The organism is Curtobacterium sp. ZW137 (genome assembly GCF_003762905.1).
Taxonomy (GTDB): domain Bacteria; phylum Actinomycetota; class Actinomycetes; order Actinomycetales; family Microbacteriaceae; genus Curtobacterium.
The window spans coordinates 65349-78621 of the sequence record NZ_RJKS01000006.1 but is presented as its reverse complement, the minus strand read 5'-3'; the positions used below and the strand labels follow the sequence as shown (position 1 = coordinate 78621).

Genomic DNA, 13273 nt, shown 5'->3' with positions numbered 1-13273 from the left:
CAGATCTGGAGTGATCGAGCGTGACCGAAACCTCCGCCGCGGCACCCGTCAGCGAGGACACCGCGACCCCCGAGCACGACGGGCCGAAGGGCACCACCGCGCTCGCACTCGCTGCACTCGGCGTCGTCTTCGGCGACATCGGCACGAGCCCGCTGTACTCCCTGCGGACCGTGTTCACGATCGACAACGGCATCGTGAAGCCGATCCCGGAGGACGTCTACGGCGTCATCTCGCTGATGTTCTGGAGCATCACGGTCATCGTCTCGATCAAGTACGTGCTCGTCCTGATGCGCGCCGACAACAACGGCGAGGGCGGCGTGATGGCGCTCGCTGCTCTGGCCCGTCGGCTGTACGCGAAGCGCCGAGGGGGCGCGACGATCTTCCTCATCGTCGGGATCGTCGGCGTCTCCCTGTTCTACGGCGACTCGGTGATCACACCGGCGGTGTCCGTGCTCTCCGCGGTCGAGGGCCTCGGCACCGCGGCTCCGGCGGTGGGGCACCTGATCGTCCCGATCGCCGCCGTGATCCTGGTGATCCTGTTCTTCGTGCAGCGGTTCGGCACCGGCAAGGTCGGCACGCTGTTCGGCCCCGTGATGCTGCTCTGGTTCGTGGTGATCGCGGTGGCCGGCGTCCCGTTCATCGTCACGCACCCCGACGTCCTGCAGGGCCTCTCCCCGACGTGGGCGATCGTGTTCGTCTTCGCCCACCCGTACATCTCCTTCGTGGCGATGGGTGCCGTGGTGCTCGTCATCACCGGTGCCGAGGCGCTCTACGCCGACATGGGGCACTTCGGCCGCGTGCCGATCCGCCGTGCGTGGTTCTTCGTGGTGTTCCCGGCGCTCGTCCTCAACTACCTCGGTCAGGCGGCGCTCGTCCTCGAGCGCCCCGAGGCGACGAAGGACCCGTTCTTCCTGCTGTTCCCGAACTGGGCGCAGCTGCCCGTCGTGGTGCTCGCGACGGCCGCGACGGTGATCGCGAGCCAGGCCGTGATCTCCGGCGCCTTCTCGCTGACCCGGCAGGCCGTGCAGCTCGGGCTCCTGCCGCCGCTGACGATCCGCCAGACCTCGAAGGAGGAGGGCGGCCAGATCTACCTGCCGGCCGTGAACCTGCTGCTGTTCATCGGCGTGATGGCGATCATGCTGGCGTTCCGGTCGTCGGCGAGCCTGGCGACCGCGTACGGGGTGTCGGTCACGGGCGCGCTCGTGACGGACACGATCCTGCTGCTCCTCGTCGTGAAGCCGCTCTGGCACTGGGCGACGTGGAAGCTCGTCGTCGCGGCGGTCGTGTTCGGCGGCCTCGAGCTGACGTTCCTCGCCGGCAACCTGTCGAAGGTGCTCCACGGCGGGTGGGTGCCGCTCCTCATCGCGCTCGCGGTGATCACGGTCATGACGACGTGGCGCCGCGGTCGCCAGCTCGTGCAGGAGGAGCGGAAGGAGCGGGAGGGCTCCCTCGACGACTTCATCGAGCGGGTCAACACGGCGCACATCCCCCGGGTCGAGGGCGTCGCGGTGTTCCCGCACCCGAACAAGGAGACGACGCCGCTGGCGCTCCGGGCGAACACCGAGCACAACCACGTGGTGCACCGCCGGGTGATCATCGTGTCGGTCATCACGGCGAACGTCCCGCACGTGCCACATGCGAAGGCGTTCATGCGCGACGACCTCGGCTACGCGGACGACGGCATCGACCACGTCACGGTGAAGTTCGGGTTCTCCGACGACCAGGACCTGCCGCACGCGCTGCACGCGGCATGCCTGTCGGAGGTGCTGGACCTCGACCCGGAGGAGATGGCGAACGCGTCGTACTTCATCTCCCGTGGCGCACTCCGGCCGATGCGGGGGAGCCACGGCATGGTGGCGTGGCGGAAGAAGCTGTTCGTGGCGCTGGCCCACAACGCCGCCGACCCGGCAGCACGCTTCGGCCTGCCGCCGCAGCGCACGGTCACGATGGGCAGCGACGTCGAGATCTGACGACCGAGTGCGCGGACGATGCGCTCCTGCCGAGCGCAGAGCCCCACTGCTGCGCACTCGACCCCGGAAGCACGGCGCCGCCCCGGAGAGTCCGCTCAGGCCGAGCGGAACGCCGCGAACGCGTCCGCCGCCCTGATCGCGTTCCGCACCGCGCGTGCGACGTCCGGCGAGGTCGACGCGGCCGGCCACGCGATCACCGTCGTGGCGAGCGGGGCGTCGAGCACGGGGACGGCGACGTGCTCCGGCCACTGCAGGGTGCGGCTCGACCGCGGGATGACGATGACGGTGCGCCCGAGCGCGACCAGCTGCGCGAGCTGCGACTGGGAACGGACCTCGGGCCCTGGTCCGTCGGGGTAGGTACCGTCGGCCAGCGGCCACCGTGCCGCCGGCAGGTCGGGCAGGTCGCGCAGGTCGGCGGCGGCGAGCGCCGGCCGGGACGCCAGCGGGTGCGACCGCGGCAGGATCGCGACCTGCTGCTCGGTGCGCAGGTCCTCGGCGTCGAAGCCGGTGAGGTCGTCGTACGTCCGGTGCATGAGCGCGACGTCCGCGGTCCCGTCGCGCAGGAACGCCGCCTGCTCGTGGACCTCGCCGAACACCACCTCGACCGGCAGCGCGTCCGGGTCCGCGTCCTGCACGTCGAGGAACGCCTGCAGGATCTCGTGATCGGCACCGGCTTTCACGGCGAGGACGAGCTGACGCGTCGGCCGTCCGGCGCGCTGCGCTCGTCGGCCGGCCGCGGCCACGGCAGCGAGCGCCGGGCGGGCATCGCCGAGCAAGACCGTCCCGGCCGCGGTCAGGGTGACCCCGCGCGGCTCCCGCACGAACAGTGCCGTGCCGATGCGCTGCTCGAGCTGTCGGATCGCGCGGGACAGCGGCGGCTGCGACATGCCGAGGCGCACGGCCGCACGGCCGAAGTGCAACTCCTCGGCCACGGTCACGAAGTACCGGAGTTCGCGCGTCTCGAGATCGTCCACACGCGGAGCCTACGTCGTCGATACCCACCGGGTATCGACGGACACCGAACGGGTCTTGGACACGGGTGTCGGCCCGGACCGAGGATCGGGGCATGACAACAGCAACGACCGCCCTGGTCACCGGGGCGAACAAGGGCATCGGTTTCGCGATCGCAGCATCGCTCGGGAGGCTCGGCATGCGTGTCGTCGTCGGCGCGCGTGACGAGACGGCCGGCTCGGACGCCGCGGCCCGGTTGGTCGCCGAGGGCATCGACGCGACGAGTGTCCGGATCGATGTGACGAGCGACGAGGGCGTCGCGGCAGCGGCACGCGAACTCGACGAGCGGTTCGGCACGCTCGACGTCCTCGTGAACAACGCGGGCATCTCCGGACCCTTCGACCCGGAGACCTGGGAGCAGGACCCCACCGCCATCGACCTCGACGTGCTGCGCAGTGTCGTGGACACGAACGTGTACGGCGTGGTCCGGGTGACGAACGCGATGCTGCCGTTGCTCCGGCGGTCGGAGCACCCGCGGATCGTGAACGCGTCGAGCAGCATGGGGTCGCTCGCACGGCAGCCGGGCCCGGTCATGGCCGACTACTCGTCGTCGAAGACCTTCCTCAACGGTCTCACCGTGCAGTACGCCCGCGCGTTCGCGGACACCCCGGTGATCGTGAACGCGGCCTGCCCAGGGCTCGTCGCGACGGACTTCAACGGGTTCGCCGGGGATCGGACTCCCGAGCAGGGTGCGGCCACGGCGGTGCGCCTGGCGACGCTGCCGGACGGCGGTCCGCGCGGCGGGTTCTTCGACGATGCGGGTGTCGTCCCCTGGTGAACCGGGCGCGGCCGCGCCGCGCGCTCAGCCGGAGGCCGGGCGGTGCAACGTGCCGATCCGGTCGTGCAGCGGCTCGGTCATCCAGGACGCCGCGAACGTCCGGGTGACCGGGTCGAGCCGCAGCCGGAGCAGGTGCGGGGTGTCGACGAAGCGGAGCGCCACGACGACCTGGCCGTCCGCATCCACGGCTGTGCTCGCCGCGGTGGAGCCGGACACCGCCCAGCGGCCCTCGCCGAGCGGGGCGCGCACGGCGGAGCCGTCCTGGGTCACGGTGAGCACCCAGCCGTCGTCGCCGGCGTGCTCGAGCTCCACAGCGGTGAGCAGGGGTACCCCGGGGCCGGAGCCACGGGTGAAGGCGACCCCGGCCTCCAGGCCGACGGACCCGACAGATCCGACGGATCCGACGGAACCGAGTTGCGAGCCGGCGACCGGGGGCAAGGCCAGCCCGGACAGGTCCACCGGACCCGCCGGACCCGGCCGGTCGATCGCCGGCAGCAGGTGCTCCCACACCGCGTCGAGGACTGCCTGCATCTCGATGCTCTGGCCGGTCATCGCGAGCACGACGTCGTGCTCCGGCAGCACGATGCAGAACTGCCCGTAGGCGCCGTCGCCGCGGAACCCGTGCCGTGCCATCCAGAACTGGTAGCCGTAGCCGGCTGCCCAGTCCGGGTGCTCCGGGTCCTCGTTCGGGACCTGGAGCCGGGTCGCCTCGTGGACCCAGCCCTCGTCGAGGATCCGTGCGCCCTCCCACACCCCGCGCTGCAGGTACAGCTGCCCGAGCTTCGCGATCGCCTCGGTGGTGGCGTAGAACCCGCTGAAGCCGAGCTCACCGGTGGCGTCCCGCTTCCAGGCGACCTGGCCGATGCCGAGCGGGTCGAAGAGGCGCGGGCGCAGGTACTCGAGCAGCGTCGTGCCGCTCGCCCGGCGCACGATCTCGGCGAGCGTGTACGTGCACGGCTGGTTGTAGGCGAAGACGGTGCCCGGGTCCTCGTCCGGCGGGAGCAGCAGGAAGCCGCGCACGATGTTCGTCGGGTCGGTCTCCCGCGCCCGATCGAGGGTCTCCTCCCGGTGGCCGCTCGCCATCGCCAGGACGTTCCGCAGGGTCATCCGGCGGCTCCGTGCGTCGGTGACCTCGGCGTCGAGCTCGGGGAAGTGGCTGAGGACGGTGCTGCCCAGGTCGATCAGGCCCTCGCGCGCGGCGATGCCGACGGCCGCGGCGGTGAAGCTCTTGCTCAGCGAGTAGAGCAGGTGCGGTCGGTCCGCGGAGTACGGCGCCCACCAGCCCTCGGCGGCGACCTGACCGTGCCGGAGGAGCAGCAGGCTGTGCGGTTCCACGTCGGGCGTGGACTCGAGGGCCCGCACGAGCGCTTCGACCCCCGATGCGTCGATGTCGAGAGCGGACGGGGTACTGCGCGGGAACGTCGTCGTCACGAGCCTGAGCGTAGTCACGGGCGGCCTGACATCATCGGGGGAGCGCTCGACAGCAGATCGCACCACCGTCACGACAGGATCCGCATGCCGTTCTTCTCCCCGTCCACGTCCGCGCCGAAGGACCTCCCGCCGACCGGCGCACGGCGGGCCTGGTCCGACTCGTTCGGCGGCCTGGCCACCCGGTGCCTGCAGGTCATCATCGTGCTGGTCATCGTGATCGGCATCGTCTACGCCGCCTCCACGCTGAGCGTCGTCACGATCCCGGTGCTCCTCGCGCTCATCATCGCCTCCGCGATGCACCCGGTCGTGTCCTGGCTCCGACGGCACCACGTCCCCTCGGTCCTGGCGACGCTCGCGGTGCTCCTCGGCGTGCTCGTGGTGCTCGGACTCGTCGCGTGGCTGATCGTCGTCGCCGTGGAGAGCCAGTGGTCCGACCTGCAGGACTCCGCCGTCGACGGGTTCCAGCAGCTGCAGCAGTGGGCGACCTCGCTGCCGTTCTCGATCTCGGAGTCGCAGATCGACGACGCGACGAAGACCGTCACGGACTTCATCACGAGCGCCCAGTTCGGTTCCGGCGCGCTCGCCGGGGCGTCCGCGACCGCGAACTTCCTCACCGGGCTCGTGCTGATGGTCGTCGTGCTGTTCTTCTTCCTCAAGGACGGCCCGAAGATCTGGGAGTTCCTGCTCCGTCCGTTCACCGGCCAGCGCTACGCCCGCGCCCGCCGCGTCGGCGACCGCATCGTGTCCACCCTCGGCGGCTACGTCCGTGGCACGGCGACCGTGGCGGCGGTCGACGCGATCGGCATCGGCGTCGGCATCGCGATCGTCGGGGTCCCGCTCGCGCTGCCCCTGGCGGTCGTCGTGTTCATCACCGCGTTCATCCCGATCGTCGGTGCGACCGCCGCCGGCATCCTCGCCGCGCTCGTCGCACTGGTCGCGCTCGGCCCGGTGCAGGCGCTCGTCGTGATCGGCATCGTGGTCCTGGTGAACCAGCTCGAGGGCAACTTCCTCCAGCCGGTGCTGATGGGCCGGACGCTGCGCCTGCACGGCCTGGTCATCCTGATCGGCCTGACCGCCGGCACCGTCCTCGCCGGGATCTTCGGCGCCGTCATCTCGGTGCCGCTCCTCGCCGCCGCGTGGGGTGCCGTGCAGGTCTGGGACGGCCCGGACCAGCCCGCGAAGATGTGGCGACAGAAGCGCTCCGAATCGGTCGAGGCACGCTGACGGGTCCACGGTGAATACTGGACCGGTGCGTGAACTCCAAGCCGCCATCGCCGCGGACCTCAACGTCCAGCCCGTCATCGACCCGGCCACCGAGGTGGACCGTCGCGTGGGGTTCCTCCGGGACTACCTGCTGACCACCGGCGCGAAGGGCCTGCTCCTCGCGATCAGCGGCGGCCAGGACTCGACGCTCGCCGGGCGCCTGTCGCAGCTGGCGGTCGAGTCGCTCCGCGCGGAGGGGCACGACGTCACGTTCACGACCGTCCGGATGCCGTACCGGGTGCAGGCCGACGAGGACGACGCCCAGCTCGCGCTGCAGTTCATCGCCGCGGAGCCCGGGCTGACCGTCAACATCGAGCACGGGGTGGACGGCGTGGTGCAGGACACCACGGGTGCGGGGGTGCCGCTGAGCGACTTCGTGAAGGGCAACGTCAAGGCGCGGATGCGCATGGTCGCCCAGTACGCGGTCGCCGGGCAGCAGGGGCTCCTGGTCGTCGGCACGGACCATGCGGCAGAGGCGGTGACCGGCTTCTTCACGAAGTACGGTGACGGCGGCGTGGACACCACGCCGCTGACGGGGCTCACCAAGAGCCAGGGTCGCCAGCTGCTCGAGCACCTCGGCGCACCGGCCCGCCTGTACGAGAAGGCGCCGACCGCCGACCTCCTCGACGAGACCCCCGGTCAGACGGACGAGGCGAACCTCGGGCTCAGCTACGCGGAGATCGACGCGTACCTGCAGGGCCACGACGTCCCGATCGAGGTCGCCGAGGCGATCGAGACCCGGTACCGCTCGACGGAGCACAAGCGGCAGGTGCCGGCGACGCCGTTCGACGCCTGGTGGCGTTCCTGAGGCCATGATCGTCCTGATGTGACGGACGGGAGGCCCGGTGCCGGAAACGCACCGGGCCTCCCGTCCGTCTCGGGGTCCGTTCCGTGCGTCAGCCGGCCAGCGCGGCGTAGCGCTCGCTGATCGGGGCGCCGAGGGACGCGCGGACGCTGCGCGTCAGCTCGTCCGCGAGCACCTCGTGCTCGCCCTGCTCGACACCGTCGAAGACGGCCGTGACGACCTCTTCTGTGGTGTTCTTCGGGGCGTCGACGCCGTCGGTCATCGGGGTGTCCGTGTAGCCGAGGTAGGCGCCGACGACCTGGACGCCGTCGCCGGCGAGCTCCAGGCGGGTCGAGTCGGTCGCCGACCAGAGTCCGGCCTTCGAGACGCCGTACGCGCCGCTGCCGCCGAGCCAGCTGAGGACCGACGCGACGTTCACGACGGTTCCGCGTGTCGCGCGGAGTGCCGGGGCGAAGGCGCGGGTGACCAGGAGCGGGCCGATGAGGTTCGTCTCGATCTGGGTGCGGATGTCCGCCAGGGGGCCGTCGACCAGGCCGCCCGGGCGGAGCAGGCCGGCGTTGTTCACGACCACGGTGACGTCGGACGCGGTGGCTGCCGCAGCGGACACCGAGGCCTCGTCGCTGACGTCGAGCACGAGGGGGACGATGCGTGCGTCGTCCCAGTCACGGGGGCGTCGTGCGGCGGCGTACACCTTCGTCGCGCCGCGCTCGATGGCCTGGCGGACGAACTCGGTGCCGAGTCCGCCGTTCGCGCCGGTGACGAGGACGATCTGTCCGCTGAGTTCCGTCATGGGGTTCCTTCCGTCGGGGCGCCGATCGGTGCCGCTGGAGGAGGCAGCAATATGACCGGTCGTCTTATTCCGCTGTCCCGAACTCGGGGTGCGAAGATCGTTCCATGCCCCGAGCCAGTCTCCGCGACGCGATCGTCGACGCCGCCCTCGTCGAGTTCCACCAGCACGGGTACGCCGGCACCGGCGTCGCCGCCATCACCGGGGCAGCCGGGGCGCCGAAGGGCTCGTTCTACAACCACTTCCGGTCCAAGGCCGACCTGGCGATCGAGGTCGCCGACCGCTTCGCCGCCGCTTCGCCGACCGCGCTGCTCGACGACGAGTCCGTGCCGCGTGCCGTCGACCGCATCACCGGGTTCTTCGACGCCATGCTCGACCGGCTGGCGGGGATCGAGTTCCGGTACGGGTGCCTGCTCGGGAACCTGGCGATCGACACCGCGACCGACGAGCCCGCCGTCGCCACCCACGTCGACGGCGTCTTCGACGAGTGGGTCGCGCGGTTGGCAGCGGCGGTGCGGGCCGCGCAGGAGCAGGGGGACGTGTCGGACGCGCTCGACGCGTCGCTCGTCGGGGCGCAGCTCGTGGACCTCTGGGAAGGGGCGGCGCTGCGGGCGAAGGCGCGACGGGACGGCGAACTCACGCGGCGGGTCGTGACGGACGGGGTCCGGCGGCTGCTCGGGCTCTGACGGGCGCCGCGCGTCAGGCGGGGACGCTCGTGTGGCGGTGCGACGCGGCCGGGTGCGATGCGGGGAGCCGAGCCGGGCCTCCCGTCACGCGCTCGCGCAGGGTCTCGCCGTCGGTGTAGCGCTCGGGCAGGCGGCCGCGCTCCCGGAGGAGCGGGGTGACGTACGTGCCGAAGTCCCGGACGGTGTCGAACGAGTGGTACTGCCGCAGGTTGATCCCGTCGATGCCGTCGTCGTCGAGCCAGCCCTCGATCTGCTCCGTCACGGCCTCGGGGACGCCAGCCGCCCAGAACGCGCCGTGCCACGCCTCGTTCACGCGGTCGAGCAGCTCGCCGACGGTGGCGTCGAGTGCGACGCGGCCGACCAGGCGTTCGCCGCCCTCGACACCCTCGGCCTCGAGCGCGTCCCGCACGGTTCGGCTCCGCGGGTGCGACAGCGCGTCGAAGGGGACGCTGCCGTGCACGAGCGGACCCTCCTCGCTCGCGAAGGCCTTGTACTGCGCGACCTTGTCCTCGACCTCGCGCTGCGTCGGGGCCGTGATCACCGCGGCCTGCGTGACGAACCTGACGTCGCCGCGGTCACGCCCGGCGGCCTGGGCGGCGTCGCGGACGGCGTTCGCGGTGCGCTCGACACCGTGGCCGCCGGTGAAGACCACCTCGGCGTGCTGCCCGGCGCGGGCGATGCCGGCGGGGGAGCCGGTCGCCAGGAACAGCGTCGGTGTGCGCTGCAGCGACGGTTCGGACAGGTGCGGGCCGGCGACGCTGAAGTGCTCGCCGACGTGGTCGATCGGGTGCACCTTGTCCGGGTCCGTGTAGACCCCGCGCTCGGCGTCCCGGAGCACGGCGTCGTCCTCCCACGACCCCTCCCAGAGCTGGTAGAGGACGTCGAGGTACTCGTCCGCGATCTCGTACCGGGTGTCGTGCGGGATCTCCGTCGCGAGCCCGAAGTTCCGCGCGGCGTTCGGCAGGTAGCTCGTGACGACGTTCCAGCCGACGCGGCCGTTCGTCAGGTGGTCGAGCGTCGACATCCGGCGGGCGAAGGCGAAGGGCGGCTCGTAGCTCGTGGAGAACGTGATGCCGAAGCCGATGTGGTCCGTGACCGCGGCCATCGCCGGGACGACGAGCATCGGGTCGTTGTTCGGGATCTGGAGTCCCTGGCGGAGGGCGGGCGCCGCCGAGCCGCCGTACACGTCGTACGCGCCGAGGACGTCGGCGATGAACACCGCGTCGAACTGGCCGGCCTCGGCCGTGCGGGCGAGCTCGGTCCAGTACCGGATGTCGGTGTAGCGGTGCCGGTTGTTGCCCGGGATCCGCCAGAGACCGTGCGTGATGTGCCCGACACAGTTCATCTCGAAGACGTTGAGGAGGAGGCGCTTCGGCATGGTCGAGAGGCTACGGAACCCGCGGGTCCCGATGCCGGTTCGTGACCTCGTGTTTCACCCCGGGAGTCGGTCGGTTCCCCTAGGATCAGAACCAGAACGTCAGATACAGCATCCAGGTCGCATGCCTGGGCAAAGGGGGAACAATGTCGGCACTGCTCGCACTCGGGGCGATCCCGCTGGTCGTCGGCGCGGTGATCGTCGTGGCGGTCATCGCGCTCGTCTACGCCAAGGTCGTGTACCGGAACGCCGGCGCCGACGAAGCGCTGATCATCACGGGCAAGCGCTCGCGCAAGGTCAAGAACGACGACGGCACCGAGACGGTGGAGTCCGGCATCAAGGTCGTGCTCGGCGCCGGTGTCCTGGTGCGCCCGTTCTTCGAGAAGGTCGCGAAGCTCTCGCTGAGCTCCCGGGCGATCGACATCAACGTGAACGCGCAGGACTCCCGCGGGGTCACGATCGACGTCGAAGCGGTGGCGCTCGTCAAGGTCGGGGAGACCGACGCCTCCATCCGGGCCGCTGCGCAGCGGTTCCTCGGGCAGGAGAAGAAGATCGACGACTTCGCACGTGAAGTCCTCTCCGGGTCCCTCCGCGCCTCGATCGGTGCGACGGACGTCTCCACCATCATCCGGAACCGCGACCAGCTCACCGTCGCCGTGCTCGACGTCGCGAAGGACGCCCTGCACAGCCAGGGGCTCGACGTCGACTCCTTCGAGATCAAGGGCATCTCGGACCGCAACGAGTACATCAGCGACCTCGGTCGTGCCGAGCGTGCCCGGGTCCGGCTCGAAGCCGAGAACGCCGAGGCGCAGGCCGACCGCGAAGCCCGTGAAGCCCGGGCCCGCGCCGACCAGGCGATCGCGGAAGCGGAGAACACCCTGGCGATCCGCCGCGCCGCACTCCAGCTCGACGCCGACCGCGCTGCCGCCGAAGCCGCCGCCGCGGGCCCCCTCGCCCAGGCCCGCGCATCGCAGGGCGTCGTCGAGCAGGAGCAGATCACCGCGCAGAAGCGTGCGGAGCTCCGTCGCGCCGAGCTCGAGTCCGAGGTCAGTGCCGTCGCCGAGGCGAACGCGCGCAAGACCCGGGTGGAGGCAGAGGCCGCTGCGGCCGCACAGGTCGAGACCGCCCGCGCCCAGACCGAGGCGCGCAAGCTCGCGGCCGAGGCGTCCCGCGCCGAGGGTGAAGCCACTGCCGACGCCATCCGCGCGAAGGGCGCCGCCGAAGCGGAAGCCACCAAGGCGCAGGCTGACGCCCTCGCACAGCACTCCGAGGCGGTCCTCCGCGTCAAGGCCCTCGAGACCCTGCCGAGCATCGCGCGGGAACTCGCGGCGCCGATGGGGAACATCGACTCGCTGACGGTGGTGTCCTCGGACGGCGCCGGGTCGCTCTCGAAGAGCGTCGTGAGTCAGTTCAGCGAGGTCGATGCGTTGCTCGGGGCGACCGCCGGCTTCACGCTGAGCGACATCGTCCGGAGCACGACGACCGGGCACGCTGCCGCGCGAGCGATCTCGCGCGAGACCGTGCCGGAGTCGCCGGAGGTCTCGGCCGCCGAGTAGCGGTCAGCGCTCGTCAGCGCTCGTCGGCGCCCGAGTGGTCGGGACCGCCGTCGTCGGAGTCGCCTCCGTCGGCGTCGACCCGACCGTTCCCACTGTTGTCGCCGGCAGCGCTCTCGTTGCCGGACGCCAGGCGCTCCTGCCAGACGATCGCGGACGCGGCACCGCCGAGGACGTCCTCCACGGTTCGTCCGGTCTGGGCGGCGAGTGCGCCGCTCAGTCCCGCGGTGATGGTGCCGCCCGCTGAGGCCAGGCGTTGCACGACCTCTTCCTGCCGGGGCGTCAGGGGTTCGTCGATCAGTTCGTCGATGGTCTCGCGGATGTTCTCTTCGCTCGCGTTCAGAGCCGCCTCGTCGCCGGAGTGCAGCGCAGCCGCCTCTCCGACGACGACGAGTCCGAGCCGCGCAGCGTCCGCTTCCGGACGGTGGCCTTCTCGCTCGTCGTTCATGCGATGGACCGTACGCGCGGCCCCACCGCGGTTCCTGGACAATCGGGGGACCACGGCCTCGAACGCGTCGGGTCACACGCCCCAGCGGCGGAGGAGCCACCGCGCCGCGGTCATGCCCTCGGTGCGCTGGAAGGCGCGCAGCGTCGGCATGTTCGGCGGCGCGGGCTGTGCGGCCTTCTCGAGGAACATGCCGGCGAGTCCGGCGAGCACCGCGTCGACGAACTCCGGCGGGACCCCGGCGAACACCGGGTGCGTCGCGAGGTGCTGCTCCACGTCGACGTGCTCGCCGCGGACGAGTGCGTCGAGCAGGTACGTCAGCGGGTCGAGCCAGTGTGCGCCGATGCCCGCCCAGGGCCAGTCGACGACCCAGACGAGCCCGTCGGCGTCGACGAGCAGGTTGTCCGCGCGGCAGTCGAGGTGCACGAGGTGCTCGCCGTCGACCGCGGCGGCGCCCGTCTGCGCCGCTTCCGCGAAGCGCGGGGCGACGGCGGCGACGTCGGCCGGGACCACGTCCGGCAGCCCGGTCGCGAGCATCCGGTCCCATGCCGCGAACTCGGTCGCCAGGTCGGGCGCAGCCCGGGGCAGGTCGGCGAGCGTGCCGGTGGCCTCCGGCAGCGTGTCGAGCGCGTCGAGCACGGCTGTGACGTCGGAGCCGTCGAGTGCCGCGCCGGGGTGGTGTCCGTCGACGTCGTCGAGGACCAGCGCGATCCACTCGTCACCGTCGACGACGGTGGTGAGCGAAGCCCTGAGCCGGGGTGCCTGCACCCCGGACGGCAGCGCGGCGACGACCCGGGCCTCCCGTTCGTGGAAGCCGTACCCGTCTGCGTTCCGTGACCGGGAGAGCGTCTTGACGAACGCGCGGGTGCCGTCCGCCGTCGTGACGCGGTCGGCACCGCCGGGGGAGTACCCGCCCGCCTGTGAGGCGGCGTCGACCACCGGACCGCCGAGCACCCCTTCCACGCGTGTGCGCAGGACGAGCGGGACGTCGGTCCAGGTGGTTCTCCCCATGCGGCTCGACAGTAGCGGGCCCGGTTCCTGAAGGTGCATTCAACAACGTGCACAATCGGCAACTTTGCGGTGGCGGCAAGTCTTCCTGCGATGTAAACTTGCACGGTCTGCAAGGAAGCGGACCGATCACGAACCACGAACCGCCCTGAAGGACTCCC

At 71.5% G+C, this 13273-nt stretch carries 12 protein-coding genes; 6 read left to right on the top strand and 6 right to left on the bottom strand.

The window, feature by feature from the left end; all coding sequences use genetic code 11:
• The first annotated feature begins 20 nt into the window (after positions 1 to 20).
• Positions 21 to 1970 carry a potassium transporter Kup gene (locus tag EDF55_RS17580; RefSeq protein WP_123656278.1) on the top strand — a complete coding sequence of 650 codons (1950 nt, stop codon included), beginning with the start codon at positions 21 to 23 and terminating at the stop codon, positions 1968 to 1970.
• A 95-nt stretch (positions 1971 to 2065) separates the two neighbouring features.
• Here the strand turns inward: EDF55_RS17580 and EDF55_RS17575 are convergent, their stop codons facing one another.
• The gene (locus EDF55_RS17575) at positions 2066 to 2944 is read right to left on the bottom strand and encodes a LysR family transcriptional regulator (protein WP_123656277.1); all 879 of its coding nucleotides are present in this window, start codon (positions 2942 to 2944) and stop codon (positions 2066 to 2068) included.
• A 92-nt stretch (positions 2945 to 3036) separates the two neighbouring features.
• On the opposite strand from EDF55_RS17575, the gene EDF55_RS17570 reads away from it, so the two are divergent.
• The gene (locus EDF55_RS17570; protein WP_123656276.1) at positions 3037 to 3759 is read left to right on the top strand and encodes an SDR family oxidoreductase; all 723 of its coding nucleotides are present in this window, start codon (positions 3037 to 3039) and stop codon (positions 3757 to 3759) included.
• A gap of 24 nt (positions 3760 to 3783) precedes the next feature.
• Here the strand turns inward: EDF55_RS17570 and EDF55_RS17565 are convergent, their stop codons facing one another.
• On the bottom strand, positions 3784 to 5190 hold the full coding sequence (locus tag EDF55_RS17565; protein ID WP_260236100.1) for a serine hydrolase: 1407 nt from the start codon (positions 5188 to 5190) through the stop codon (positions 3784 to 3786).
• Between the two features lie 84 nt (positions 5191 to 5274).
• Between EDF55_RS17565 and EDF55_RS17560 the strand changes: the two genes are divergently transcribed.
• Positions 5275 to 6414: an AI-2E family transporter gene (locus EDF55_RS17560; protein WP_123656274.1), complete on the top strand. Its 1140-nt coding sequence runs from the start codon at positions 5275 to 5277 to the stop codon at positions 6412 to 6414.
• A gap of 25 nt (positions 6415 to 6439) precedes the next feature.
• Positions 6440 to 7261, top strand: a complete 822-nt coding sequence (gene nadE / locus EDF55_RS17555; RefSeq protein ID WP_123656273.1) for an ammonia-dependent NAD(+) synthetase — start codon at positions 6440 to 6442, stop codon at positions 7259 to 7261.
• An 88-nt stretch (positions 7262 to 7349) separates the two neighbouring features.
• On the opposite strand, the gene EDF55_RS17550 is transcribed toward nadE, so the two are convergent.
• Complete coding sequence (locus EDF55_RS17550; RefSeq protein ID WP_123656272.1) at positions 7350 to 8048, bottom strand: SDR family oxidoreductase; 699 nt, start codon at positions 8046 to 8048, stop codon at positions 7350 to 7352.
• Positions 8049 to 8152: 104 nt separating this feature from the next.
• On the opposite strand from EDF55_RS17550, the gene EDF55_RS17545 reads away from it, so the two are divergent.
• Positions 8153 to 8731 (top strand): TetR/AcrR family transcriptional regulator, encoded by a 579-nt coding sequence (locus EDF55_RS17545; RefSeq protein ID WP_123656271.1) that lies wholly within the window; start codon positions 8153 to 8155, stop codon positions 8729 to 8731.
• Between the two features lie 13 nt (positions 8732 to 8744).
• Here the strand turns inward: EDF55_RS17545 and EDF55_RS17540 are convergent, their stop codons facing one another.
• A complete protein-coding gene (locus EDF55_RS17540) occupies positions 8745 to 10109 on the bottom strand; it encodes an NtaA/DmoA family FMN-dependent monooxygenase (RefSeq protein WP_123656270.1) in 1365 nt (454 codons plus the stop codon).
• A 143-nt stretch (positions 10110 to 10252) separates the two neighbouring features.
• Here EDF55_RS17540 and EDF55_RS17535 point away from each other — a divergent pair, with 143 nt between their 5' ends.
• Positions 10253 to 11662 (top strand): flotillin family protein, encoded by a 1410-nt coding sequence (locus EDF55_RS17535; protein ID WP_123656269.1) that lies wholly within the window; start codon positions 10253 to 10255, stop codon positions 11660 to 11662.
• Positions 11663 to 11675: 13 nt separating this feature from the next.
• Here the strand turns inward: EDF55_RS17535 and EDF55_RS17530 are convergent, their stop codons facing one another.
• Both EDF55_RS17530 and EDF55_RS17525 read right to left on the bottom strand, forming a co-directional pair.
• Positions 11676 to 12107 carry a hypothetical protein gene (locus EDF55_RS17530; protein ID WP_123656268.1) on the bottom strand — a complete coding sequence of 144 codons (432 nt, stop codon included), beginning with the start codon at positions 12105 to 12107 and terminating at the stop codon, positions 11676 to 11678.
• 72 nt (positions 12108 to 12179) lie between these two features.
• A complete protein-coding gene (locus tag EDF55_RS17525; RefSeq protein ID WP_185017518.1) occupies positions 12180 to 13115 on the bottom strand; it encodes a phosphotransferase in 936 nt (311 codons plus the stop codon).
• Positions 13116 to 13273 lie beyond the last annotated feature (158 nt).

Bases quoted from the DNA above. Each gene is read 5' to 3' on its own strand.
- EDF55_RS17550 (WP_123656272.1), bottom strand. From the start codon at position 8,048: ATGACGGAACTCAGCGGACAGATCGTCCTCGTCACCGGCGCGAACGGC.
- EDF55_RS17540 (WP_123656270.1), bottom strand. From the start codon at position 10,109: ATGCCGAAGCGCCTCCTCCTCAACGTCTTCGAGATGAACTGTGTCGGG.
- EDF55_RS17570 (WP_123656276.1), top strand. From the start codon at position 3,037: ATGACAACAGCAACGACCGCCCTGGTCACCGGGGCGAACAAGGGCATC.
- EDF55_RS17525 (WP_185017518.1), bottom strand. From the start codon at position 13,115: ATGGGGAGAACCACCTGGACCGACGTCCCGCTCGTCCTGCGCACACGC.
- EDF55_RS17560 (WP_123656274.1), top strand. From the start codon at position 5,275: ATGCCGTTCTTCTCCCCGTCCACGTCCGCGCCGAAGGACCTCCCGCCG.
- EDF55_RS17545 (WP_123656271.1), top strand. From the start codon at position 8,153: ATGCCCCGAGCCAGTCTCCGCGACGCGATCGTCGACGCCGCCCTCGTC.
- EDF55_RS17535 (WP_123656269.1), top strand. From the start codon at position 10,253: ATGTCGGCACTGCTCGCACTCGGGGCGATCCCGCTGGTCGTCGGCGCG.
- EDF55_RS17530 (WP_123656268.1), bottom strand. From the start codon at position 12,107: ATGAACGACGAGCGAGAAGGCCACCGTCCGGAAGCGGACGCTGCGCGG.